The sequence below is a fragment of the Eudoraea sp. genome (assembly GCF_049669105.1).
GTDB lineage: Bacteria > Bacteroidota > Bacteroidia > Flavobacteriales > Flavobacteriaceae > Eudoraea.
In genome coordinates this window covers 12294-37953 of the sequence record NZ_JBATKE010000073.1, presented here as the reverse complement: position 1 = coordinate 37953, position 25660 = coordinate 12294, and the positions used below count along the sequence as shown (strand labels likewise).

General features: G+C 37.1%; 18 protein-coding genes and 1 pseudogene. 16 read left to right on the top strand and 3 right to left on the bottom strand.

Annotation, left to right across the window (positions count from 1 at the left end; genetic code table 11):
• The first annotated feature begins 22 nt into the window (after window positions 1-22).
• From WBM60_RS06550 to WBM60_RS06540, 3 genes are read left to right on the top strand one after another with little or no spacing between them, the layout of a single operon-like run.
• Window positions 23-1039, top strand: coding sequence for a DHH family phosphoesterase (locus WBM60_RS06550; protein ID WP_424282882.1), 1017 nt, complete (start codon window positions 23-25; stop codon window positions 1037-1039).
• The gene (gldI, locus tag WBM60_RS06545) at window positions 1036-1587 is read left to right on the top strand and encodes a gliding motility-associated peptidyl-prolyl isomerase GldI (protein ID WP_424260783.1); all 552 of its coding nucleotides are present in this window, start codon (window positions 1036-1038) and stop codon (window positions 1585-1587) included. Before WBM60_RS06550 ends, gldI begins: the two co-directional genes overlap by 4 nt.
• 10 nt (window positions 1588-1597) lie before the next feature.
• Window positions 1598-2716, top strand: a complete 1119-nt coding sequence (locus WBM60_RS06540; RefSeq protein ID WP_424282881.1) for a peptidylprolyl isomerase — start codon at window positions 1598-1600, stop codon at window positions 2714-2716.
• Window positions 2717-2752: 36 nt separating this feature from the next.
• Here WBM60_RS06540 and WBM60_RS06535 read toward each other — a convergent pair whose 3' ends face one another.
• The gene (locus tag WBM60_RS06535) at window positions 2753-4207 is read right to left on the bottom strand and encodes an aminoacyl-histidine dipeptidase (RefSeq protein WP_424260779.1); all 1455 of its coding nucleotides are present in this window, start codon (window positions 4205-4207) and stop codon (window positions 2753-2755) included.
• A 70-nt stretch (window positions 4208-4277) separates the two neighbouring features.
• Between WBM60_RS06535 and WBM60_RS06530 the strand changes: the two genes are divergently transcribed.
• Entirely contained in the window at window positions 4278-5348 is a 1071-nt protein-coding gene (locus WBM60_RS06530) for a DUF3810 domain-containing protein (RefSeq protein WP_424278174.1), read from the top strand.
• Window positions 5349-5401: 53 nt separating this feature from the next.
• Here the strand turns inward: WBM60_RS06530 and WBM60_RS06525 are convergent, their stop codons facing one another.
• Window positions 5402-6262 (bottom strand): DUF6503 family protein, encoded by an 861-nt coding sequence (locus tag WBM60_RS06525; protein WP_424278175.1) that lies wholly within the window; start codon window positions 6260-6262, stop codon window positions 5402-5404.
• Window positions 6263-6280: 18 nt separating this feature from the next.
• Between WBM60_RS06525 and WBM60_RS06520 the strand changes: the two genes are divergently transcribed.
• From WBM60_RS06520 to WBM60_RS06500, 5 genes are all read left to right on the top strand, one after another.
• The gene (locus tag WBM60_RS06520) at window positions 6281-7093 is read left to right on the top strand and encodes a TrmH family RNA methyltransferase (RefSeq protein ID WP_424260773.1); all 813 of its coding nucleotides are present in this window, start codon (window positions 6281-6283) and stop codon (window positions 7091-7093) included.
• Between the two features lie 105 nt (window positions 7094-7198).
• The gene (locus WBM60_RS06515) at window positions 7199-8431 is read left to right on the top strand and encodes a M48 family metallopeptidase (protein WP_424282880.1); all 1233 of its coding nucleotides are present in this window, start codon (window positions 7199-7201) and stop codon (window positions 8429-8431) included.
• 41 nt (window positions 8432-8472) lie between these two features.
• Complete coding sequence (locus tag WBM60_RS06510; protein ID WP_424260769.1) at window positions 8473-10680, top strand: RelA/SpoT family protein; 2208 nt, start codon at window positions 8473-8475, stop codon at window positions 10678-10680.
• A 97-nt stretch (window positions 10681-10777) separates the two neighbouring features.
• Window positions 10778-11233, top strand: a complete 456-nt coding sequence (locus WBM60_RS06505; RefSeq protein WP_424260767.1) for a Fur family transcriptional regulator — start codon at window positions 10778-10780, stop codon at window positions 11231-11233.
• Between the two features lie 15 nt (window positions 11234-11248).
• Complete coding sequence (locus tag WBM60_RS06500; protein WP_424260765.1) at window positions 11249-12520, top strand: adenylosuccinate synthase; 1272 nt, start codon at window positions 11249-11251, stop codon at window positions 12518-12520.
• A 51-nt stretch (window positions 12521-12571) separates the two neighbouring features.
• On the opposite strand, the gene WBM60_RS06495 is transcribed toward WBM60_RS06500, so the two are convergent.
• Window positions 12572-15808 (bottom strand): AAA family ATPase, encoded by a 3237-nt coding sequence (locus tag WBM60_RS06495; protein WP_424282879.1) that lies wholly within the window; start codon window positions 15806-15808, stop codon window positions 12572-12574.
• Between the two features lie 290 nt (window positions 15809-16098).
• Between WBM60_RS06495 and WBM60_RS06490 the strand changes: the two are divergent.
• The 7 genes and pseudogenes from WBM60_RS06490 to WBM60_RS06460 form a co-directional block, all read left to right on the top strand.
• Window positions 16099-17655 (top strand): annotated as a pseudogene (locus WBM60_RS06490) (OstA-like protein); the annotation flags it as partial.
• 415 nt (window positions 17656-18070) lie between these two features.
• Window positions 18071-19252 (top strand): aspartate aminotransferase family protein, encoded by a 1182-nt coding sequence (locus WBM60_RS06485; RefSeq protein WP_424260761.1) that lies wholly within the window; start codon window positions 18071-18073, stop codon window positions 19250-19252.
• Between the two features lie 99 nt (window positions 19253-19351).
• Window positions 19352-20752: a tetratricopeptide repeat protein gene (locus WBM60_RS06480; RefSeq protein ID WP_424260759.1), complete on the top strand. Its 1401-nt coding sequence runs from the start codon at window positions 19352-19354 to the stop codon at window positions 20750-20752.
• A gap of 30 nt (window positions 20753-20782) precedes the next feature.
• Window positions 20783-21706 carry a DUF368 domain-containing protein gene (locus tag WBM60_RS06475; RefSeq protein ID WP_424260757.1) on the top strand — a complete coding sequence of 308 codons (924 nt, stop codon included), beginning with the start codon at window positions 20783-20785 and terminating at the stop codon, window positions 21704-21706.
• Between the two features lie 5 nt (window positions 21707-21711).
• Window positions 21712-22734 carry a DUF368 domain-containing protein gene (locus WBM60_RS06470; protein WP_424260755.1) on the top strand — a complete coding sequence of 341 codons (1023 nt, stop codon included), beginning with the start codon at window positions 21712-21714 and terminating at the stop codon, window positions 22732-22734.
• On the top strand, window positions 22703-23458 hold the full coding sequence (locus WBM60_RS06465) for a shikimate dehydrogenase family protein (protein ID WP_424260753.1): 756 nt from the start codon (window positions 22703-22705) through the stop codon (window positions 23456-23458). The genes WBM60_RS06470 and WBM60_RS06465 overlap by 32 nt, the downstream gene beginning before the upstream one ends.
• Before the next feature lie 153 nt (window positions 23459-23611).
• Entirely contained in the window at window positions 23612-25618 is a 2007-nt protein-coding gene (locus tag WBM60_RS06460; protein WP_424282878.1) for a DUF349 domain-containing protein, read from the top strand.
• Window positions 25619-25660 lie beyond the last annotated feature (42 nt).

Sequence of the window (25660 nt, the reverse complement as noted above, 5' to 3'; positions counted from 1 at the left end):
ATTTAATTGTATCTTTGCGCGCATGAATTCTGAGGATGTAAAGGCCATAGAAGCTCTGCTCTCAAAGCCGCAAAAAATAGCTATTGTACCCCATAAAAACCCGGATGGCGATGCTATTGGCTCTTCGCTGGGTTTATGGCATTATCTTAAGGCAAAAGGACAGGAAGTAAGAGTAATTGTTCCCAACGATTATCCCAGATTCCTAAAATGGATGCCTGGCACCAATGAAGTCCTTAATTTTGAAAGAGATAACGCTGCCGCCGTTGAATACCTAAATAACGCTGACATTTGTTTTACCCTGGATTTTAATCATCTGGGAAGAGTAGGTAAATTTACACCCATTCTGGAAGGGTTGAAAGCCACTTTTATAATGATAGACCATCATCAGGCTCCGGATAGTTATGCACAAATAACATATTCAGATGCCAAAATGAGTTCTACTTCTGAAATGGTGTTTAATTTTATAAGTTACATGGGGGATGTCGAAAAGATATCCAGTGAAATTGCAGATTGCTTGTATGCAGGAATCGTGACTGACACAGGTTCCTTTAAGTATTCTTCAACGACAAGCAAAACCCACAGGGTGGTGGCTGAGCTCATAGACAGAGGGGCAAACAGTTTTAAAGTTCAAAATGTAATATTTGATACAAATACACCCGACAGACTCCAGCTTCTGGGTTGCGCCCTAAATAATATGGTGATTCTAGAGGATTATAATACTGCTTACACGACATTGAGTCAGGAAGAACTGAATGCCCACAATTATAAAAAAGGAGATACTGAAGGTTTTGTAAATTATAGCCTCACGCTTCAAAATATTCGTTTTGCCGTTATTTTTATTGAAAATAAAGAAGAAGGAATTATAAAGATTTCATTTCGTTCGGAGGGAAGTTTTTCCGTTAATGAGTTTGCGAGAAATCACTTTCATGGAGGCGGGCATACTAATGCGGCCGGGGGAAGAAGTGAAAGCAATATGGAAGACACAGTAAAGTATTTTGCAGCCTTATTGGAGAATTATAAAGACCAGCTTAGCAAATGAAGAACTTCCTCTATGTCGTACCCATCGTATTCCTTATAGCCTGTGGTGAAACTGAACCCAGGCGACCCGTTAAAACAAAGTCCGGTAGTCTTATTAATGCCTCTGTTCAGCGGAATATAGAACTTTTAAACCAGGAGGAGCAGATTATTAAACAAATCATTGCCATTGATACTCTTCACCACTATCTGGCATCGGCCACAGGCTCCTGGTACTTTTATAGTGCTATTAATGAGGAAAGTGATTACACTCCTCTTTCAGATGATTTGGTGACTCTTAGTTACAATTTAGTCAGTCTTGAAAATGATACTATATATTCTATGGAGGAAATCGGGATTATAAAGTATAAAGTAGATAAACAAGAATTATTTCCAGGCCTTCGTTCTAGCGTTAAGCTTCTTAAAGAAAATGAAACGGCCACTTTCTTTTTCCCCTCTGCCATGGCATACGGTTATCATGGTGATAATAACAAAATTGGACCTAACGTAGCATTAAAGTCCACCATTCGCATTCTAAAAATTGATAAACAAAAAGAAAATATTGATAATTAAACCCTTAAAAATGAAGAAAATAATTGTAATTGTTTTAATCAGCATATCCGCATTAACAAGCTGTACATCAAGTAAGTACCGAGATCTGGGAGATGGGTTATTTGCAGATATAAATACCAGTCAGGGAGACATCATTATAAAGCTCGAAATGGAAAAAACACCGGTAACGGTGGCTAATTTTGTTTCCCTTGCAGAAGGCAATAATCCTTTTGTAAGTGAAGAGTATAAAAACCGAAAGTATTATGACGGGATAATTTTTCACAGAGTCATTAAAGATTTTATGATTCAGGGGGGTGATCCTACCGGTACAGGTCGTGGCAACCCAGGCTACAGGTTTAAAGATGAATTCAATGACTCCCTGGTACATGATAAGGCCGGCATTCTTTCTATGGCAAATTCGGGACCAAAAACCAATGGAAGCCAATTTTTCATAACTCATAAAGAGACCCCCTTCCTGAATGGTAAACACACAGTTTTTGGAGAAGTTGTAGTGGGATTAGAGGTGGTAGATTCTATTGCCAATGTTAAGACCTATGCAGAACCCAATAGAAAGGACAAACCTGTGGTTGATGTAGTAATGAATTCAATGACCATCGTTAGAAATGGGAAAGAAGCCAAGAATTTTGATGCCGTACAAGTGATGACCGATTATTTTGCAGAAGAAGAAGCTGTTATCGCAGCCATGGCTAAGGTTAAAACCGATTTTGTGGCAGAAATTCAACAACAACAGGAACTTGCTAAAGAGCTCCCTTCTGGTTTAAAAATTCATACTCTGGTAGAAGGTACAGGTGCTAAGCCAAATATTGGCGATAAAGTATTGGTTTATTATGCTGGTTGGCTTACAGATGGAACTCTCTTCGATAGTAATTACGAAGATGTAGCCATCAAGTTTGACAAATTCGATGAAAATAGAAAACAAGGGGGAGGTTATGAGGCCTTTCCAATGGATTATAGTCCTGATTCAAGGCTGGTAGCTGGTTTTAAAGAGGGGTTATTAGGTATGAAAATTGGAGACAAAATCAGAGTATTTATTCCACCACATTTGGGTTATGGCGCACAAGGTGGCGGTCCAATTCCCCCAAACGCTGATCTCATTTTTGACCTGGAGATTCTAGGTATAGCCGAGTAATAAAAAAGGGCCTGAAAATTTTCGGCCCTTTTTTATTTAAGGGGTATTTTTTAATATCTGTACTAGAAAGGTCCAAAATTTCTTTACAGAAGAGATACTCACTCTCTCATCCGGAGAATGGGCGCCTTTTATGGTAGGTCCAAAACTTATCATATCCATATCCGGGTAGTTTTTTCCTAGAATACCACATTCCAATCCGGCATGACAGGCTACTACTTGTGGTTGTTCATCAAAAAGAATTTCATACTGATCTTTAAGCACTTCCAATATCTCAGAATTCGGATTTGGACTCCAACCCGGATATTCCCCGTTTAAAGTAACTTTGCAATCTGCAAGCTCAAAAACACTTTTTAGAGAATTTGCTAAGTCAGTTTTAGCGGAATTTACAGAAGATCTGGTAAGGCAACCAATACTAATCTTCCCGGATTTGACTTGAATTTTGGCAATATTATTTGAAGTTTCCACCAAATCAGGAATTGCCGCGCTCATTCCATAAACCCCGTTATGGGCTCCGTATACAGCTCTTAAAATTTTATCCTGAGCGGTTTTCCCCATCATTTTTGCAGGTATTTCAACTTTATTCAGGCTAATTTCCAGATTGGTTTCGATAAAAGAATTCTCGTTTTTTATTTCCTTTATCCATTCAGACATTTTTACTTCAAAATCTTCTTTTCGGTCTGCTCTTAAAGCAACAGTCGCAAAACTCTCACGAGGAATGGCATTCCTCAGGCTGCCCCCATCAATTTGAGACACTCCAATACCGAATTCTTCAGTACTTTTAAACAAAAGGCGGTTCATGATTTTATTTGCATTCCCAAAACCACGGTGTATGTCCATACCACTATGTCCACCGTGTAATCCTTTTACGCTTATGGCGTATGCAATAGACCCTTCTGGAACAGTTTCTTCTTCATAGTCTCTTGTAGCCGTAATATCTATCCCTCCGGCGCATCCAATGTCTATCTCGTCATCTTCTTCCGTATCTAAATTTAATAAAATCTGACCCCTGAGGATTCCTCCTTTTAGTCCCATTGCCCCCGTCATGCCTGTTTCTTCATCAATAGTAAACAAGGCTTCAAGAGGGGGATGTGGAATATCCCTGCTCTCCAGTAAACTCATAATTGCTGCTACACCCATTCCGTTATCCGCGCCAAGTGTTGTTCCCTTTGCTCTAACCCAATCACCATCTACATACATCTCAATCCCCTGAGTATCGAAATTAAAATCTGTAGCGGAATTTTTTTGATGTACCATGTCTAAATGAGATTGAAGCGTAATTGGTTTACGGTCTTCCATTCCAACGGATGCCTCTTTTCTGATAATGACATTGCCTACTTCATCTTTAAACGTCTCTAACTGCAACGACCTGCCAAAATTGAGCATGAATTCAATTACTCTTTCTTCTTTCTTGGAAGGACGTGGTACAGCATTCAGTTTTGAGAAATTATTCCAGATTCTCCTTGGTTCTAATTGTTCTATTTCTTGGCTCATATTTTAAATTAAAAGATCAAAAATACATATTGAAAATTAACCTAGCGAGATAATTGGTATTTTTGAATTCATGAATAATAGGTTGAAGAATGGGATAGCGTTATCAATTATCCCGCAAATAATAATAGTCAAGAGCCTCGGCAGTTACCCAGAGCTTGTTGAAAATTATTACAGCAAAGGCCTATATCCCTTTATTTCGCAGTCTTTTCGTATTGCATTTGGATGGTTCCCATTGTCCATTGGCGATCTTATTTATACTATCCTCATAATACTTGCCATCCGTTATATTGTTGTCAAAAGAAATCAAATAAGAAAAAATCTAAAACTTTTCTTTAGAGATATCGTTTTAATTCTTTCCGTAGCCTATTTCACATTTCATCTCATGTGGGGTTTCAACTATTACCGTGTACCACTTTCTCAAACACTTGACCTAAAAGATACGTATACGACCAATGAATTGATCATGTTCACGGAAAAGCTTATTGAAAGAACCAACAAGCTACAGTATGAAGTAACTTCAGATACTTCGCAAATAGTAAATATCCCTTATAATCAGAAGGAAATCTTTCAAAAAACCTTGGAGGGATATACCGAGCTCGAATTCAGGTATCCATTTTTTAGTTACAAGAATCCAAGTTTAAAGAAATCTATTTTTAGTACTGCACTTACTTATATGGGATATGGCGGCTATCTAAATCCCTTTACAAGTGAGGCTCAGGTAAATAGTAAAATCCCTAATTTCAGATTTCCCGTGGTTACCGGACATGAAATAGGGCATCAAGTTGGTTATTCTGCCGAAAACGAGGTTAATTTTATTGGCTACCTGGTAACAGCCAATAATAAAGATCTTTACTTTAAGTATTCTGCCGCAGCCTATGCACTCAGTTATTCATTAAGTGAAATAAAATCAAGAGATGAAACGAAATTTCGTGAATTATATGCCAGATTAAACCGGGGTGTTCAAAAGAACTATGATGAATTGAATAAATTTTGGCTGGCCTATGAAAACCCTTTTGAACCTGTGTTTAAGTCGATTTTTAATACATTCCTGAAAGCGAACAACCAGGAAGAGGGCATTAAAAGTTATGGCTTAATAGTTACACTTTTAGTGACATATGATATAAAATATCCGATCGAATGAGCGTGTTCTTCGATTTTCAGGTAATTAGAGTGTGCTTCTCAATTTATCAACTTTTATTGTTGTGGCCTTTCAATTATTTTACTTCCTTCGGGCATAGCATAAAAGGTTTCCGGTTTTGAAGTTTCAGAAAGTACAATATTATCAAATTGTACCGTGTTTTTAGCTTCTTTTATTACTTTTCCCTCGTAGGCATACCAGGTCATGGCTTTTGGCAATATGATATTGGTTACTTCCATCCATTGGTCATATCGGATCCACTTGACATTGTCGGACTTTTCCCCGCTATTGTAAGTTACGGTATAACCTAACCAGGCCATTTGATAAGTTTGGGGATCATAATGCAGGAAATATTCGTCTTTAGGTGAAGTACCCACCCCTGAATCATAACTGATAGAAATACCGGGATAACTTTTCCCCTCAAAGATCAAATTTGTTGTCTCTCCATATATTATACCATCGTCAGCTAAAACAAAAGGCATGGCATAGAAATAGAACATTAAATTATGATAAAAAACAGGGTCTCCTTTATAGCTTCCATATTTATCCAATAGCCAAACATGTTTACCATCAAAACCCAAGGAATAATCGGGAGATACTATCTTATCCATCCTCGTTATGAGGTCCGTAGTATGAATTTCAGTGTATCCAGCTTTGGGTAAATCATATACGAGCACCTTTTTCTTTGTCCAGTTTTGAAGTCCGCCATGGGCCTTAAAAACCCTGTCTAAAGCATCAGGATATTTAGATTGTATAATTTTTTCCGACAAAACCTCGGAATTGTTCTTGTCTGCTTTAACGCTGGACGATTCTTTACAGGAAAATAATCCTAAAAAAATAAGTGATAAAAAAATGATACGCATTTCCGTTTCTATAAGTTGTGGTCTTTGTCGAACAATTTGTAGATAGTTTACCAATTCTTCTATTTTTGTCCTATGAACAAAGTTAAGCAGATTAGTAGTTTACAAAATTCTTTGGTTAAAAAAGTATTGTTATTAAAGCAAAAATCACGTGAACGTAGAAATTCTGGCTTATTTGTATTGGAAGGACAGCGAGAATTTGAATTGGCATGTAAAGGCGGTTATACTATTCAGAGTATCTTTTTTTGCCCCAATATTATTTCTGAGGAAAAAGTGCTGCAAATTATTGACCAGCTTGAGAAATTTCCGGAATTAATAGAAGTATCAGAAGAGATATACCAAAAAATAGCCTATCGGGAAAGTACGGAGGGAATTGTTGCCATTGCCTGTTCAAAAAATCACCACCTGAATGATATTTCTTTTAGGAATAAAAATCCTTTGATACTGATTGCGGAAGCACCGGAAAAACCTGGAAATGTCGGTGCCTTATTAAGAACTGCGGATGCGGCTAAATTAGATGCTGTAATTATTGTAAATAGCAACGGTGATCTGTATAATCCAAATATAATCAGAGCAAGTGTCGGATGCCTTTTTACGGTAAATATTGCAACGGGAAATACTCAGGAAGTCATCAATTTTTTAAAAAAGAATAAAATAGCAATTTATTCAGCCGCCTTGTCAGCTTCATGCAACTATACCGAAGTGGATTATAAGAAGGCCTGCGCGATAGTTGTAGGAACAGAGGCCACCGGACTTACATCAGAATGGTTGGAGAAATCCGATCAGAATGTTGTAATACCCATGCAAGGCGAAATAGATTCCATGAATGTTTCTGTATCGGCTGCAATTCTTATCTTTGAGGCAAAGCGACAAAGAGAATTTCTTTGAGATTATAACCTCGATTGCTCAGTTCACCAAAAAAAATATTCAATCCTTTATCAGTCCTAGCTTATTAAAATTTGTCACGTTTTTATTAAATGATAAAAGTCTTATATGAATAGTTCATTCCTATTTTACACAATAATTGCAATCATAGTTCTTCAATTCCTTATGGAAACGGTCCTGGATTATCTCAATTCACGAAAATTTCAGGATCCTATTCCAGAAGAATTGCAGGATGTCTTTGATAACAAAGAATATTTAAAATCTCAGGCCTATAAGAAAGATAATTACAATTTAGGAATTTTATCTTCCACCTTTTCAATTGTCCTTACTTTAGGATTCCTAATATTCGGTGGATTTGAATGGATAGACTTACTCGCCCGAAATATTACAGAAAACCCAATTTTAATGGCTCTGTTATTTTTTGGTATCATTATGATTGGCAGTGATATTATTACTACACCTTTTTCGTATTATCAGACCTTTGTGATAGAAGAAAAATATGGGTTCAACAAGTCTACCAGAAAGTTGTTTTTTTTGGATAAAATTAAAGGCTGGTTGATGATGGCTATATTAGGAGGAGGTATGCTCTCAATGGTCATTTGGTTTTTTCAATTAGCCGGTAATAATTTTTGGATATATGCCCTTGGCCTGATTGCCATATTCACGGTTTTTATGAACCTTTTCTACAGCCGGTTAATAGTACCCTTATTTAATAAACAAATTCCCCTTGAGGAAGGATCTCTTAAGAGTAAAATTGAAAATTACGCAGGCAAGGTGGGTTTTAAACTTCAAAACATCTTTGTTATAGACGGTTCCAAGAGAAGCACTAAGGCCAATGCATATTTTGCTGGTTTTGGAAAAGAAAAAAGGGTAACGCTTTATGATACGTTAATTAAGGACTTAGAGGAGGAAGAAATTGTAGCCGTACTGGCCCATGAGGTTGGTCATTATAAACGCCACCACATTATTATAAACCTAATTATTTCTATACTTCTTACAGGAGTTACACTTTTCATACTATCGTTTTTTATCAATAACCCTGAGTTTTCATATGCTATAGGTGTCTCAGAACCTAGTTTTCATGCAGCTTTAATTTGCTTTGGAATCCTGTATAGTCCAATCTCCGAAATAACCGGTTTGGTCATGAACATTTTGTCGCGAAAATTTGAATTTGAAGCAGATGATTATGCCAAAAATACGTATGAAGCCTTGCCTTTAATCAACTCATTAAAAAAGCTCTCAAAAAATAACCTCAGCAATCTAACCCCGCATTCAGCCTACGTATTTATGCACTATTCTCACCCGCCCTTGATTCAAAGAATACGTAATCTTAAGGCATGATTTTTGTTGGTTAGTAGAAAAGATTGTGGTAAATTTATTTTATGAGTGTGGAAACGGCCATAGAGCAGGAGAACAAGCAAATTGCAAAGCAATACAAGGAATTACTTCGAATTAGTTATCAGGCATTAACTACCGAAGACAAGAAACTTGTTCGCTCTGCTTTTGACATTGCCGTTGACGCCCATAAGAATCAACGAAGAAAATCCGGAGAAGCTTATATTTTTCACCCTATAGCAGTGGCCAAAATAGTAGCTTCAGAAATTGGTCTCGATGCTGTATCTATTGCAGCAGCATTACTACATGACGTTGTTGAAGATACCGAATATACATTAGATGATATTGAGCGAATGTTTGGTGAAACAATTGCTCGCATTGTGGACGGTCTTACGAAAATTGCACATCTCAAAAAGGATATGAACATATCCCAACAGGCGGAGAATTTTCGGAAAATGTTACTAACCCTGCACGATGATGTTCGGGTAATTATCATTAAGATAGCAGATAGATATCACAATATGCTAACCATGGACGCCATGCCAGAGCACAAGCAGGTACAAATGGCTTCTGAAACCCTTTATATCTATGCTCCCCTGGCCCATAGAATTGGACTCTATAATATAAAAACAGAACTAGAGAATCTAAGTCTGAAATACACGGAGCCGGAAGTATACAATGACATTCAGGAAAAAATTGAGCAAACCAAGGAAGAACAGCAGAGTTATATTGACGAATTCTCCAATATTATTAGAGATTCTCTGGATAAAGAAGGTCTTGAATATTATATAAAAGGAAGGATGAAGTCTATCTATTCCATCAGAAAGAAAATGGTATCCCAGAATGTTACTTTTGATGAAATATATGACAAGTTTGCCATTCGCATCATTTATAGATCTGATAAACAGAATGAGAAATTTATCGCATGGAAAATATACTCTATAGTAACAGATCATTTTACGCCTAATCCAATACGGCTTCGCGATTGGATATCTTCCCCCAAATCAACGGGTTATGAAGCTCTTCATATTACTGTAATGGGCCCTGAAGGTAAATGGGTTGAGGTTCAGATACGCAGTGAGAGAATGCATGAAATAGCCGAGAAAGGATATGCCGCTCACTTTAAATACAAACACGGAGCACAAAAAGAACAGGGAATAGAGATGTGGCTCAACCGTTTACAGGAAGCCCTGGAAACCTCTAATGGAAATGCTGTAGACTTTGTGGAGGAATTTAAATTAAATCTTTATTCAAAAGAGATTTTTGTTTTTACGCCAAAAGGTGAATTAAAGTCGTTACCAAAAGACGCCACTCCTTTGGATTTTGCTTTTAATATCCATACGGAAGTAGGAATGAGAACCCGGGGGGCGAAAGTAAATGGAAAATTGGTACCCCTGAACACTACATTAAATAGCGGTGACCAGGTTGAGATTATTACCTCAGATAAAGCGAAACCCAATCAGAACTGGCTGGATTATGCCACTACAGCCAGAGCCAGAGCAAAAATACGTTCGTCTTTGCGAGAAGAACAAAAACAAATTGCTAATGAAGGTAAGGAAACGCTAAGACGTAAACTTAAGTCTCAAAAAATTAATATGAACGAGGATTCCATCAATAAGATGGTGGTTCACTTTAAACTGAAGACCAGTTTAGATCTCTTCTATCGCATAGGTATCGGGGCAATAGATAATCAGATGATCAAAGACTTTGCATCATCTTATAACAATGCATTTATCAGTTTTTTCAAGAATAAGATACGGCGTAAACCGGTCCAGGAAGATATTGATAAGGCCGAAATAACTTCCAAATATGATATGCTCGTATTTGGTAAGGAGGAAGAAAAATTAAATTATACCCTATCCAAATGTTGCAACCCAATTCCCGGAGATGACGTCTTTGGTTTTGTGAGCGTGGCGGAAGGAATAAAAGTTCATAAGAAAAACTGTCCGAATGCTATTTCTTTACAATCCAATTATGCCTACCGGATTATCAGTGCCAAATGGATTGATTCAAGCCAGGAAGAATTTACTTCAGAAATTAAACTTACGGGAATAGATAATATGGGCTTGATGAATGAGATTACCGAAATTATTTCGGATAATATGCATGTGAATATGCGCAATCTTAATTTTAGTACCGATGGAGGTACATTTACCGGTAAAATTACGGTTGTAGTGAAAAATAATGCCATACTCAAAAGGCTTATCAATAATTTGAAGAAAGTAAACGGCATTGAAAAGGTGACCCGTGTATAAAGAAATCCTCTAAAAGTTAAGCCATAATCTTGCATTCATAAAATATCTATATTCGTATTTTTAGATGTACATTTGTCACTAAGATGATGACTTAATTATGGGGACCAGTAAGGATCAAGAAATCGTTAAAAAAGTTTTTACCGCCTTTTTGGAGGAAAACGGGCATAGAAAAACCCCTGAAAGATATGCCATTCTCCAGGAGATTTATGAAAGTGATGAACATTTTGATATTGAGTCGCTCTATATCAACATGAAGAACAAAAACTATCGCGTAAGCAGGGCAACACTCTACAATACTATAGAACTTTTACTGGATTGTAAATTAGTACGCAAACACCAATTCGGAAAGAATCAGGCCCAATATGAAAAATCCTATTTTGATCGGCAGCATGACCATGTTATCCTTACGGATACCGGTGAGGTAATTGAATTTTGTGACCCGCGAATACAATCCATCAAACAAACCATTGAGGAAGTATTCGACATTAAAATAAATAATCATTCATTGTACTTCTACGGTACAAGAACTCATAAAGAAAAAGCTAATAACTAACCAATAACTTACTGCATGGCCGTAGATTTATTACTAGGTCTTCAATGGGGAGACGAAGGAAAAGGAAAAATTGTTGATGTACTTACCAAAAACTATGATATCATCGCCAGATTTCAGGGTGGTCCAAATGCGGGACATACTTTGGAATTTGATGGCATAAAACACGTTTTACACACTATTCCTTCCGGGATATTTCATGATAATGCAATTAACGTTGTAGGTAACGGAGTAGTTATTGATCCGGTTATTTTTAAAAAAGAACTGGATAACCTTAAAAAGTTTAATCTGGATATAAAATCCAAACTTTTAATTTCCAGAAAAGCCCATTTGATTCTCCCCACCCACAGGCTACTGGATGCAGCCTCAGAGGCCTCAAAAGGAAAAGCAAAAATAGGTTCAACCCTGAAGGGAATAGGACCTACTTATATGGACAAAACAGGACGAAATGGAATGAGGGTAGGCGATCTGGAACTTAGTAATTGGAAAGATAAATATCGTGCTTTAGCTGATAAGCATGAAACAATGATTGATTTTCATAACGTAGATATACAATACAATCTTCAGGAACTGGAAACAGAATTTTTCAATGCCATTAAGGAATTAAAACAACTTACCTTTATTGATAGCGAGGAGTATCTGTACCAGGCCCAGAAAAGTGGAAAAAAGATCCTGGCCGAAGGAGCACAAGGCTCATTGCTGGATATCGATTTTGGCACTTATCCCTACGTCACCTCGTCTAATACAACCGCTGCGGGTGCCTGCACCGGTCTTGGTGTTCCTCCTGGGAACATTGGAGGGGTATTTGGCATATTTAAGGCTTATACAACCCGGGTAGGAAGTGGTCCATTCCCCACAGAACTCTTCGACGAAGTAGGGGCGACCATGGGAAGAGTTGGCAATGAATTTGGAGCTACAACCGGCAGACCCAGACGTTGTGGCTGGTTAGATCTTGTAGCTCTAAAATATGCAGTCAGGATAAATGGAGTTTCAGAATTAATGATGATGAAAGCAGATGTGCTTAGCGGATTTAAAACAGTAAAAGTATGTGTGGCTTACAAATACCAGGGCGAAAAAGTAAGTCATCTTCCCTATAATATTGAAGCCGAAAATGTTTCACCTATCTATAAAGAAATGAAAGGATGGGAGAAGGATCTCACTAAAATGACAAATGCTGAACAACTGCCGGAAACCTTAATGGAATATATTGATTTCCTGGAAACCGAACTAGAAATTCCAATAAAAATTGTATCCGTTGGCCCTGATAGAAAACAGACTATTCATAGATAAGCACAATTATTTAGAAATTATTTTCAGAAGTCGATATCTATATCTGCTTAATTAATTCTTCAATGTTTCTAATATTTTTCGGGCTTCTTTAAGATCCTGCGAATCGAATCCCTCTGTGAACCATTCATATACCCCTTTCATTAGTTCATATGATTCATCCGTTTTACCTTGATTTTTCCATAGTTTAGCCAGATCACCGGCAGCTCGGAGTTCAAAGATTCTGGCTGATTGCTCCCTGGAAAGCTCTAAAGCCTTTCTAAAGTTTTCTTCAATGTTATTATTTGGTTTGCCAAGTGCTTGCAAAGTGAGGCCTTTAATCCTGAACAATTCGGCTGTTTGAATATGGGAACCTGTCGTGTTTACATGATCCAAAATCTTTTCAATCCATTTTAAGGCAGATTCATATTCCCCTATGCGTAAATATTGTTCACCAATGTAGGGAGACATTGACACAGCAAAAGCCTTAAATCCGACGTCAAAGCAAACACTGATAAGTTCAACAGCTTTATCAAACGCACTTCTGTCACCCTGGAATGCTTTTGCTATATTATAATAGACTTCTGCGGTAAGTGTAAAAATCGGATCTCCAAAATCTCTTACGATCGGCAGATATTCCTCAATTATTCTTTCAGACAACTTCCATTCTCTTGCTTCCAGGCAATAAAGCGCCGGAAATGTATAAATATGATAAAGGGTCATTGAATCTTTGTGATCTTTGGCATAAGACAAATGATGATCAAAAAGATTTTTAGCCTGATCCAAATTACCCATGATATAAAGGCAAACCATTTGCCAGGATTTGGCGCCTATTTCGATATACCCGCTTGGAGCCAGTTCCCAAGGGAAAGGCAATGAAGGATCGAATAATTCAAGAACACGTCGAAAACCACGCTCAGCTTTTACAAATTCACCTTTGAGTATTGCTCCCCCACTTAATTGATTTACTGTAAGTTCAAACCAATATCCGTGCTCTTGGCTCTCAGCTAATTTCCTGATATAGACGGACAATTCCTCTGCTGACCCATAGTCTTCTGTATTAAAATAATATGAAAGTAAATTAAACAGGATTAAGGCAAGTTTAGGACTAACTTCGATTGTTTGAGCAATATCCCTCGCCCGGTTAAAAGTTTCTTTTACTTTTGGATGTGGAAACCCATGAGAAACAACAAAAGTACCTCCCAGAGTCAATTGAAAATCCAATTCCAGGTTATTTCGATCTTCTTCCTTTTTTATATGAGGCAATAAATCAATCCCTTTCTCCAGATGGGCGATAGCTTCAGATGTCGCATTCTTCTGACTGGCTTGCTGACCGGCTTTTAACCAGACTGGTATGGCCCTTAGTGGTCGTCCGGCTTCTGTAAAATGATGCGCCAATAACTCAGGCTGGGTCTGAACGGTTTCAATAAATTGGCGCTCCATTACATTGGCTACACGAAGGTGCAATTGTTGCCTTCTACTTTTTAACAGAGACTCATAAGCCGCATCCTGGATCAAAGCGTGCTTAAACTGATAAACAGATATTTCGCCCGGAGTAAGTTGATAGAAAATTTCTGCCTGTATTAGTTGCGACATGGCCCGCTCCATATTAAATCCCATGTGGGGAAGAACCGCATTTAAAATTTCCAAAGAAAATTGACGTCCCAGGACGGCTCCCACCTGTACAATCTCCTTTACTTCAGACAAACCGTCCAGACGCGCAAGAAGCGCATCCTGCAAAGTTGAGGGAATAGCCATTGAGGACATTGATCCCATTAATTCATATCCATCTGTTTTTTCAACCAATAAATCGGATTCCAAAATCATTTTAGTCAATTCCTCAACAAATAAAGGAACCCCTTCGGTTTTGAATGTGATCTGTTTTAATATTTCTTCAGGAAGCGTTTTCCCATTGGTTTGATGATGACATATCTCCTCTATATCCTCCACTGATAGTCGTTTGAGATCAATTTGTTTAAAATCCAGTGACTCCTTCCAGTTTGGACGAAAATTTGTGCGAGTGGTACAAAGTGTGAAAATATTATGAGTGGGGAGTTCTTTTATGAACTGATTTAACCATTCCTTCGTGGAAGCATCAGCCCAGTGCAAATCCTCAAGTACAAAAAAAACTGGTTGAATGTTGGCTTTAAACGACAAAAGCCTGGTCAGGCTATCCATGGTCTTTTGCCTTTTGGCAAATGGACTCATAATAAGTTGCGGAAATTGCTCGGTAGTAATAGACAGAAACTCTGCTAATAGGGCCATTTCAGATTTATAATCGAGTTTGGTTTCCAATAATAAACCTTCTAATTTAAGCAGTTTATCTTCCGGACTATCAGCTGTTTCAAATTGGAACAAGTATTTTTCAAACATTTCAATAACAGGGTAAAAAGCACTATTACGCTGATAAGCGGAACATCTTGCCGCAGCAAACCAACTAGTCCTATCAAGGACAATGAGTTCTTCCATGGTATCAACAAGGCGGGATTTGCCTATTCCGGCTTCTCCATTTATTAAAAGAAGATTTCCTTTTCCTGATTTTGCCTGCTCCCAACATTTTTCTAATATACATAATTCGACTGTTCGACCTACCAGGGGAGAAAGACCTCTGCTCTTGGCTGCATCCAGGCGGGTTTTTGCTCCACTTTCGCTTAAAACCTGAAAGATTTCCATAGGTTCGGAAATACCTTTCAAAGCACGTTTGCCAATACTTTTAACATTGAACCAACCTTGTACCAGGTCCATTGTCTGTGGGGTTATTACCAATCCATTATGAGGTGCCAGACCTTCAAGGCGGGCAGCTATATTGACAGTTTCACCAAGAGCGAGATGATCGTCTACCACCACCAAGCCGGTATGAATGCCAATGCGTATTTTTATTGAAGTTTTTCCTTCAGCTTCCCAACCCTTGTTCGCATCAGCAACGGCTTTCAAAATACCAAGACCCGCCTGAACACCCAATTTGGGGGCATCCTCCAGGCCTTCGGGATAACCAAAGTAAACGAGCAAACCATCGCCCAGGTATTGGGCAATATGGCCATTGTATTGCATCAGGACTTTTTCCGCCACCTCATGATAATCCGTTATTACCTGACGATACTCTTCGGGGTCAAGTTGTTCGGATAGGGGTGTGGAGCCAACCATATCGCAAAATAAAATGGTAAGTTGTCTCCTCTCTGCTAATCTATTTGTTTTCTTCTCTTTACTGTTTGAAAAAGACTGAACATCAGTATCGCTTAATCTCGCCCCACATTTACTACAAAAATTGGACTGGGATGAATTTTCATATTGACATTGGACACAAACTTTCATCAGAACAATTTTAGCTATATAAATAATGACACATATAAGATACTAAATATTTGAAATTCAGACAAGTATCTTATAAAAACAATATGAACTTTGTAAAGAGATTTAGGCTTACTTAAAAATAGGACATGAACTTCACCCGAATTGAAGAATGACTTGTTTGTACAAATGAAGTAAGGCCAATTGAAATCCTAAAACCCTGCCAATACTTATGCTCATCTTCTAATTTATCCTATTTTTGAATAAAAATTTGGGTCTTGAGTAGATTGGTATTATTATTTTTATTTGTTGGTATGCTATGGAATGTTTCTGCGCAGGAACCCGCCGAAGAAGAAGCTAAACAAATTAATATTGTATACGGCGCTAACTTCACAAAAGACGAAGCACAATTTCCCGGTGCATCTATATTTAGTAAAGATGAGAGGCAAGTTCAGTTTGAACACCAGGGGGCAGATCTTTGGTGCGATATAGCTATATTCTATCAAAAAGAAAATAAATTAAGAGCTATTGGTAACATAAGCCTAAAACAGGGTGATTCCATTGAAATGACCGGCGGAAAAATTAATTATGATGGAAATACCAAAATTGCCAAGGCCTGGGATAAGGTAGTCTTAAAAAACACCGATATGACCCTGCGCACGGACACTCTGTACTTTGACCGTGAAAAACAGGAATCTTATTACACAAGTTTTGGTACCATCGTGGATTCTGCCAATACCCTTACAAGTCAAATTGGAAGATACTTTATGGTACCCAAAAAATATCAGTTTGTAAAAAATGTATTCATTCGTAATCCTGATTACACTTTAGAATCAGCACAATTAGATTATTATACTACTTCTAAAAATGCCTATATGTACGGCCCTTCCACTATAACAGGTGAGACTTATAAAATATACTGTGAACGTGGTTACTACGACACCAGGATAGAAAGTGGTTACGGGATAAAAAATACACGAATTGATTACAATAATCGAATCATTGAAGGGGATAGTGTTTATTTCGACAAAGCTTCCGAATTTGCTTCAGCTACCAATAATATTACCGTCACAGATACCATCAATAAAGGAGTAATTAGGGCTCACTACGCAGAAGTATATAAAGCCAAAGATTCTGTATTTGCTACTAAAAGGGCTGTTTCCATAAGTTTGGTAGAACAGGACTCACTCTATATGCACGGGGATACCCTATTACTCACGGGAAAACCGGAAAAACGAATTTTAAGGGCTTTCAGAAATGCCAAATTCTATAAAACTGATTTAAGTGGTAAATGCGATTCTATTCACTTTGATCAAACCACCGGAATAACTCAGCTTATAAATGAACCTATTTTGTGGAATTTAGAAAACCAAATGACCGGTGATAGTATATATCTGATTTCTGATATGGAAACTGAAAAATTGGATTCATTAAAAGTAATAAACAACGCCTTTATTATCTCCCTGGATAGTATCAGTATGGAAGGTTATAATCAGGCCAAAGGCAAAGACCTCTTCGGAAAGTTTATTGATAATTCATTAAAGATTGTAGACCTGGTTAAAAACACTGAAGTAATTTACTATATGTATAATGATGATAATGAACTCATTGGCATTAATAAAACAATTTGCAGTGAAATTCGGTTGACCTTAGCTGAGAATGATATTGAGGATATTACTTTTTTTACCAATCCGGATGGGGACATTTTTCCGGAAAAAGATCTTCCAATAAGCAGCAGAAAGTTAAAGGGGTTTATCTGGCGAGGTGATGAACGCATCCGGAGTAAGGATGATCTTTTTGATGAAGATGATAACAATATTGAATTAGTAAAAATAAGAGGAGTCGATAATCCTATTGATACCGATATTGATTTGGCTACTTCCTTGGTAGAAAAAAAAGCACGGGATTTTGTTAATTCTTCCAATGGTACAGGAGATAAAACACAATATAAAAAAGTACCCTTGGATAAGTCTGTGGAAAAGACCGGGGATCCCGAACCCAAACAACGATTTGAAGAAAGCCAAGGGGAAGAAGATCTTATTCCCGGCTATTATCTTATTGCCAATGTATTTGAAGACCAGCTCAACTTTAATAGGTTCATGGGTATTTTATCTGATCACGGCCTGCAGCCTAAATCTTTCTTTAGAAAGCTGAACCAGTATACCTATGTGTATCTTGAACGTTTTGATACATTAGAAGAAGCCAAAAAGGCCAGAGATAACCAGCTTAATGGTCAATACACGGATGAAACATGGGTTTTTCGGGTAAAGGGCAAATGAAGCAGCTATGAAAAAAGATTTTTTTACATATCAGGCTCAAACCACTCCCCATCCCCTTGCATTAGAAATCTCACATGCCAAGGGCAGCTATATTTACGATATGCAGGGAAATGGTCACTTGGATTTTGTTGCCGGGGTATCTGTATGTAGTTTAGGTCATTGCCATCCAAAAGTAGTAGAGGCGGTAATTGAACAAACCAGGAAATACATGCATGTTATGGTATATGGTGAATTCATACAGCAACCAGCCGTGGTGTTTAGCAAATATTTAGCCTCGCTTTTACCGGGTAATCTCGAAACAACATATCTGGTAAACTCGGGCACGGAGGCCATAGAAGGAGCAATAAAACTGGCAAGGCGCTATACAGGTCGTTCCAAACTCATAGCCGCCAAGAATGCTTATCACGGAAATACTTTAGGTAGTCTTAGTTTAATGAATTTTGAAGAACGAAAAGCTCCATTCAGGCCTTTAATTCCGGATATCTCTTTCTTGGAATTTAATTCCGAGCAAGATCTTTGTAAAATCTCTAAAGATACGGCAGCGGTTATACTGGAAACAATTCAAGGAGGTGCCGGATTTATTATGCCAAAAGAGGGGTATCTTAAAAAGGTGAAGGATCGTTGCGCTGAAATGGGTGCCTTATTAATCCTTGATGAAATACAACCTGGATTTGGGCGTACTGGTAATTTGTTTGCCTTTGAGCACTACCAATGCGTACCAGATATACTCGTAATGGGTAAGGGTATGGCTTCAGGGCTACCTGTTGGCGGGTTTACGGCTTCGCATGAAATAATGAATTCTTTAAGTAATTCTCCCAAATTAGGCCATATAACGACCTTTGGAGGTAATCCGGTTATAGCAGCGGCCGCTCTGGCAACACTAAAGGAATTAACCAATAGCAATCTTATTCCGGAAACTCTTGAAAAAGAAAAACATTTCAGGTCCAGGTTAAAGCACCCATACATAAAAGAGATAAGAGGAAAAGGGCTAATGCTGTCTTTAATTATGAAAGATGAAGAGATTGCCAATAAACTAATACTTTCTTGTGCAAAAAAGAATCTAATCCTTTTTTGGCTGCTTTTTGAACCAAAAGCTGTTCGAATTTCTCCCCCACTAACCATAAACACTGAGGACATTGACCTAGGCTGCGACATAATATTGCAAACTTTAAATGAGTTGGAGCAATAATTTGTTAACTATTTTGTTAATAATATAGCCCTAAAGTGGAATTAAGGGTAGTACCAAAAAGACTATTTTTAAATCCATAGATTAACCAAGCTCGTTCTTATGGCGTTAGATCCTAACGAAAGTCAAAATCAACCAATCGCGAAGTTTGAATCCATGTTGAAGACGGATGACATTTATTTTTTTGACGCGGAAGACTTTGAAGACATAATTCACCACTACTTGAACAATGGCAAAATATCCTTAGCGAAAAAGGCCATTAAAATTGGACTTAAACAACATCCGGGAGCTATGGATTTAAGGCTTTTGGATATAGAAGTTCTTGTATTTGAAAATAATTTGGAAGTTGCTGAAAAGCTTTTAGATGAACTTCAATTGATGGATAGCGCCAATGAGGAAATTTATATTCAGCGCGCCAATATCTATTCAAAAAAAGACAATCATGAGGCGGCAGTAGACATGCTAAAAAAAGCTTTGGCCCTATCCGATGAAAGTTTTGACATTTATTCATTATTAGGCATGGAATACTTGTTCATGGATAATTTTGAGAAGGCAAAAGATAATTTTATAAAATGTGTATCTTTTGATGAACAGGATTATTCTTCCCTTTATAATGTCGTCTACTGTTTTGAATTTATGGAGGATTATGAAGGTGCCATAACTTTTTTGAACGATTTTCTTGAACGAAATCCATATTGCCAGGTGGCCTGGCATCAATTGGGAAAACAATATTGCATTAAAGAGATGCTTCCCGAGGCTTTAGCTGCATTTGATTTTGCCATAATTGCCGACGATTCTTTTATCGGAGCTTATTTCGAAAAGGGAAAGGTTCTGGAAAAAATGGGAAAACACAATGAGGCAATTGAAAATTACGAAACAACTATAAAAATAGAAGATCCTACCTCGCATGCATACTTGAGAATTGGAAAATGTCATGAAAAACTAAACAACGACGAGCTTGCAAAATTCTATTTCTACCAGACCGTACATGAGGATCCACTGCTAGATAAAGGTTGGTTAGCAATTACCGATTTCTACTTTCGTAAGGAAAATTATGAAAGAGCCTTGTATTATGTAAATAAGGCCATTAATATTGATGGTGAGAATGCCTTATACTGGAAAAAATGTGCTAAAATTCATTACGTCCTTGAAAACCTGGATGAAGCAGATTTTTCATATAAACAAGCCGTAGATCTTGGAAACTATGAGTTAGATACCTGGTTAAATTGGGCAGAAGTCGTTACGAAAAACAGTGATATTGATTCTGCTGTTGAAATTCTGATACAGGGACTCCAATTTTATCCGGAAGAAGCTGAAATAGAGTATAGAATGACCGGGTTATATCTTATGTTAAGTGATTCTGAACAAGCAAGATTTAGATTTATCAATGCACTAAAATTAGATATCTCTAAACTTACTATTTTTGAAGATGCATTCCCTGAGTATTACAACTCCATCTGGACCCAAAACATAATTAGTAATATTAAAAAGGCTTCGGAATAAAAGAACTATTTTTGTTTTTTTATTTTTTTAATGGGTCGTCGCAATTTATTAAGTTATATTATAATTTCTCTGAAAGGAGTCGCCATGGGAGCTGCAGACGTGGTGCCGGGAGTTTCTGGTGGTACCATAGCATTTATTTCGGGAATTTATGAGGAGCTTATAACCTCCATAAATAGTATAAATTTTTCCAAATTCAAAGTCTTAAGAAAAGAGGGATTTAAAAGTTTCTGGAAGGCTATTAATGGGAATTTTTTACTTGCTCTTTTTTCAGGTATTTTCATAAGTGTTTTTTCTTTAGCCAAGATGATAAGCTGGCTCTTGGTTAACCAACCTATATTGCTATGGTCCTTCTTTTTTGGATTGGTATTTGCCAGTATTTTTTTTATCGCCCGGGTTATTGAAAATTGGAATTTAGGCACTATTTCGGCATTTGTTTTAGGAGCGGTAATAGCGTATTATATAACAACCCTGCCACCTTCAGAAAATACTGAAAGTTTACCTTTCCTATTCCTTTCCGGAGCTCTTGCAGTGTGTGCTATGATCTTACCGGGAATATCGGGAGCATTCATTTTGGTGCTTCTCGGATCATATAAAACCATTTTGGATGCTGTTCACGAGAAGGAACTATACACCGTTGCAACGGTTGCTATGGGTGCGGTGTTTGGCCTTTTAAGCTTTGCCAGACTTTTAAAATGGATGTTCGAAAATTATAAGAACAGTACCCTGGCTCTTTTAACCGGATTTATTTTAGGTTCACTTAACAAAATATGGCCCTGGAAAAAAGTCCTGGAAACAAAAATATTTGGTAAGAAAGTTATTCCTGTAAATGAAGTAAACATTTCCCCCTTTCAATATGAAGGTGATAACCAATTACTCTACGCCGTAGTTTTAGCATTGCTTGGATTTTGCGTTATTTTTATACTTGAAAAACTAGCAGTAAAAAGTAAAAAATAACTCCAATGCAGAAGCCAAGAACTTTTCTTGATAAATTATTTCTGATCATAAAGGGTTTAGGAATGGGTGCTGCGAATAAAGTTCCCGGTGTCTCAGGAGGTATTGTCGCATTTGTCGCCGGCTTTTATGTAGAGTTTATTTATTCATTACAAAAAATAAATCTAAAAGCCTTTAAATTGCTTTTGAATGGCAGATTTAAAAGTTTTTACCGATACGTAAACGGACAATTTTTATCGCTACTAATATTTGGAATGTTGGTTAGCTATTTTAGCGTTTCCAAAATACTTGATTATTTTCTTGACCGACAAGAGTTGTTTGTTTGGGCCACTTTCTTCGGGATGATAATAGGTTCCATTTATTACATTGCCAATGATTTTAAACATTGGAATAAAGGAACTATCACATCGGGTTTTATTGGGTTTATTGTTGGAATTTCGATCAGCTTTTTAAGCCCGGCAAGGGAAAATGACAATTTGTTTTTTATCTTTCTCTGCGGAATTATAAGCGTTTCCGGCATGACCCTACCGGGCTTATCAGGATCATTTATACTGATACTTTTGGGTAATTACGTCTTGTTATTGGTAGATTCTGTAAACTCCCTATACGATACGATGGCCGAATTGATAAAAGGCGATTTTAGTTTCATAGAAAATCAGGCTCGTCTAAGAACATTGAAAATTCTTGCTGTGTTTACGGCTGGATCGGCCACTGGACTGGTTACCTTGTCCCATCTGCTTGGATATGTATTAAAACACTATAAATATATTACTTCCGCTGTTATAATAGGCTTTATCACCGGTTCTCTGGGTGTAGTTTGGCCCTGGAAAAATCCAATTTACATAAAAGATGAAGCCGGAAACATCGCTATTGATTCAAATGGAGATAAAGTAGTAATGAACTATGAAAGATATATTCCGGATTTTAGTAATAGCGAAACCTGGTGGGCAATCATGTTCGTAATATTGGGAATTGCATTGTTAATAGGATTAGAAAGGTATGGCAAAAACAGAAGAGCAGGAAATAGCTAGTTTTGGACTAATTGGAAAAAATATATCGTACTCTTTCTCTAAAGCGTATTTTAACAATAAGTTCACTTCAATGAACCTCGTGAACTGTAGCTATGAAAATTTTGACCTCTCCAAAATAGAGGAATTACCTGCTCTTATTAAAAAGCATAATACACTGAAAGGCCTAAATGTTACAATCCCTTATAAAGAGGCCATAATACCCTATTTGGATAGATTAAATAAAAAGGCGGAGCGCATCGGAGCAGTTAATACCATAAAATTTACAAAGGATGGTCTTAAAGGATATAACACAGATGTTTATGGTTTCAAAAAATCTTTCCAGCCATTTATAAAAAAGTGGCATAGCAAAGCCTTGATTCTCGGTACGGGCGGGGCCTCTAAAGCTGTTGCATTTGTTTTAAAAGAATTAGGTATCTCGTTCAAATACGTTTCAAGAAACCCAAAAGGAGATCAGATTGGTTATACCGAATTAAATAAGAAAATTATTAGATCACACAATGTGATTATTAATTGCACACCTTTGGGTACTTTCCCTGATATTGAAGCCAAACCAAATATTCCATATGAATTTCTTACTTCAAACCATTTACTTTTTGATCTTATCTATAACCCCGTAAAAACTGCATTTCTCTTATCAGGAGAACGCAAAGGCGCAATTATTTGTAATGGGGCAAAGATGCTGGAACTACAAGCCGAGAAAGCCTGGCGAATATGGAATTCCTAATATTCTATTCCTGAAGTTTTATAATAAGGCAAACCTCATAACACTTAAGGTATTAATTGATGCTTAAAAGTAGTTTGATTACCTTTGCAGTTATAAATGCTGTATGTATCCTGCAATGCTGGATTTAGCAAATCCACAGAAACATTAAATAAAATGTTGGAAAATAAAGACCATAAACTACAGGAAATTGTAGAGGGAGAAGAAAATTCAGAAACTACTGAATCTAAACAGGAATCAGAGAAAAGCACTGAACCAGAAGATAAATCCCATGAAGTAATAACAGCCGATAAAACGGAAACTGTTATAGAGGACGTCCATGAAGAAATAAATGACTCTAATGCGGAAGACGCAGAAGACAAAGATAATCATCGGAGGCATCATATTCCAATCCTTGACTATCACGCCATGTCTATGGAAAACCTGGTTGGGGAATTACAGAGATTGGTTAAAAATGAGAAAGTGCAGGCCATTAAAAAACATGTTGATGGCATAAAACACGAGTTTGATTTAAAATTCCTTGATTTTTTAGAACATAAGAAAGAAGATTTCATAGCCAAGGGTGGTAACGAAATTGACTTCAGATATAATTCTGTCACCAAACGGCAATTCAACGAGGTCTATTCTGAATACCGTGATAAAAGAAATGCGTACTATAAAAGTCTCGAGCAAAATCTTAGCGAAAACCTTGCAACCAGACTGGAAATTATTGCTCAGCTTAAGGGACTCGTTAATGTTGAAGAAGACATAAACACTACTTACAAAAGTTTTAAAGACATTCTGGAAAGATGGCGACATGCGGGACCAATCCCGAGAAATAAATACAATGATGTATGGAGAACATACCATCACCATGTTGAGATCTTTTACGACTTTCTGCATCTTAACAGGGAATTAAGGGACCTGGATTTTAAGCATAATTTAGAGGAAAAGATTAAACTGGTTGAAAGGGCTGAAGCCTTAGCAGAAGAAGAAGACCTTAATAAAGCATTTAGGGAATTACAAACACTTCATAAGGTTTGGAAAGAAGACATAGGACCAGTTGATAAGGAACATCGAGAAGAAATTTGGGAGCGATTTAGCAATGCTACCAAAGCCATGCACCAAAGGAGACAGGATTATTTTAAGGATCTGGACAAAGTGTATGAGCAAAACTTAGAAAAGAAAAAAAGTATTATTCAAAAGATTATCGAAATAGGGTCTCATGTCGCCAGCCACCATAAAGACTTGCAACAACAAATAAGAGATATAGAAGAACAAAGAGAAGCTTTCTTTAAGGCCGGTAAAGTGCCCCAGAATGTAAATGAAAAAACCTGGGCAGATTTTAAAGAAGCTGTTAGAGGATTTAACAGAAATAAAAACGCCTATTATAAAAAACTTAAAAAAGATCAGCAGGATAATCTCGACAAGAAAAGAGATCTTCTCGGCTTAGCACAATCTTTAAAAGATAGTGAAGACTGGGATACCACAACCTCCGAAATGAAAAGAATTCAGAGGGAATGGAAAACTATTGGGCATGTACCCCGAAAATACTCTGACAAGATTTGGAATGATTTTAAAAATGCTTGCAATCATTATTTTGACAGACTGCACGCTACAAAAAATAAAGCTCATACTGAAGAGGCTGCAAATTTTGATAAGAAATTCGCCTGCCTGGAAAAACTGAAAGCCTTTGAACTGTGCGGAGATAAAGAAAAAGATTTGGCCATAGTGAAATCTTTTATAGATGAATGGAAGTCTTATGGCAGGGTTCCCTTTAATAAAAAGAATATAAATGTCAAGTTTAACACGATTCTGGATGCTATTTTCAAAAAACTTGATGTTAGCAAACAAGAATCGGAGCTAATGAAATATGGGGACAAGCTTAAAAAACTTGCAAACGCAGATAATGAAAGAGCCTTACTCAATGAGCGAACATTTATTCGAAGAAAGATAGATGAAAGCTTAAATGAAATTCGCCAATTAGAAAACAATTTACTATTCTTCTCAGATACTTCAGGTGATAATCCTCTTGTAAAAGATGTTGTAAAGAACATAGACCGTCAGAAAGAAACCCTGGCAACGTGGAAGGCCAAGTTGAAAAATCTGAATATTATGCAACATAATCTTAACAAAGAAGAAATTCAGGAAAGTGAAGATCCGGATAGTTCAGAAGAGGAATAAAACAATTGCTTAAAATTTCCTTCTTATAATTTCTCTTTATTA

Excerpts from the sequence above, each read along its gene's own strand:
- WBM60_RS06550 (WP_424282882.1), top strand. The coding sequence starts at position 23 with ATGAATTCTGAGGATGTAAAGGCCATAGAAGCTCTGCTCTCAAAGCCG.
- gldI (WP_424260783.1), top strand. The coding sequence starts at position 1,036 with ATGAAGAACTTCCTCTATGTCGTACCCATCGTATTCCTTATAGCCTGT.
- WBM60_RS06540 (WP_424282881.1), top strand. The coding sequence starts at position 1,598 with ATGAAGAAAATAATTGTAATTGTTTTAATCAGCATATCCGCATTAACA.
- WBM60_RS06535 (WP_424260779.1), bottom strand. The coding sequence starts at position 4,207 with ATGAGCCAAGAAATAGAACAATTAGAACCAAGGAGAATCTGGAATAAT.
- WBM60_RS06530 (WP_424278174.1), top strand. The coding sequence starts at position 4,278 with ATGAATAATAGGTTGAAGAATGGGATAGCGTTATCAATTATCCCGCAA.
- WBM60_RS06520 (WP_424260773.1), top strand. The coding sequence starts at position 6,281 with ATGAACAAAGTTAAGCAGATTAGTAGTTTACAAAATTCTTTGGTTAAA.
- WBM60_RS06515 (WP_424282880.1), top strand. The coding sequence starts at position 7,199 with ATGAATAGTTCATTCCTATTTTACACAATAATTGCAATCATAGTTCTT.
- WBM60_RS06510 (WP_424260769.1), top strand. The coding sequence starts at position 8,473 with ATGAGTGTGGAAACGGCCATAGAGCAGGAGAACAAGCAAATTGCAAAG.
- WBM60_RS06505 (WP_424260767.1), top strand. The coding sequence starts at position 10,778 with ATGGGGACCAGTAAGGATCAAGAAATCGTTAAAAAAGTTTTTACCGCC.
- WBM60_RS06500 (WP_424260765.1), top strand. The coding sequence starts at position 11,249 with ATGGCCGTAGATTTATTACTAGGTCTTCAATGGGGAGACGAAGGAAAA.
- WBM60_RS06495 (WP_424282879.1), bottom strand. The coding sequence starts at position 15,808 with ATGAAAGTTTGTGTCCAATGTCAATATGAAAATTCATCCCAGTCCAAT.
- WBM60_RS06485 (WP_424260761.1), top strand. The coding sequence starts at position 18,071 with ATGAAAAAAGATTTTTTTACATATCAGGCTCAAACCACTCCCCATCCC.
- WBM60_RS06480 (WP_424260759.1), top strand. The coding sequence starts at position 19,352 with ATGGCGTTAGATCCTAACGAAAGTCAAAATCAACCAATCGCGAAGTTT.
- WBM60_RS06475 (WP_424260757.1), top strand. The coding sequence starts at position 20,783 with ATGGGTCGTCGCAATTTATTAAGTTATATTATAATTTCTCTGAAAGGA.
- WBM60_RS06470 (WP_424260755.1), top strand. The coding sequence starts at position 21,712 with ATGCAGAAGCCAAGAACTTTTCTTGATAAATTATTTCTGATCATAAAG.
- WBM60_RS06465 (WP_424260753.1), top strand. The coding sequence starts at position 22,703 with ATGGCAAAAACAGAAGAGCAGGAAATAGCTAGTTTTGGACTAATTGGA.
- WBM60_RS06460 (WP_424282878.1), top strand. The coding sequence starts at position 23,612 with ATGTTGGAAAATAAAGACCATAAACTACAGGAAATTGTAGAGGGAGAA.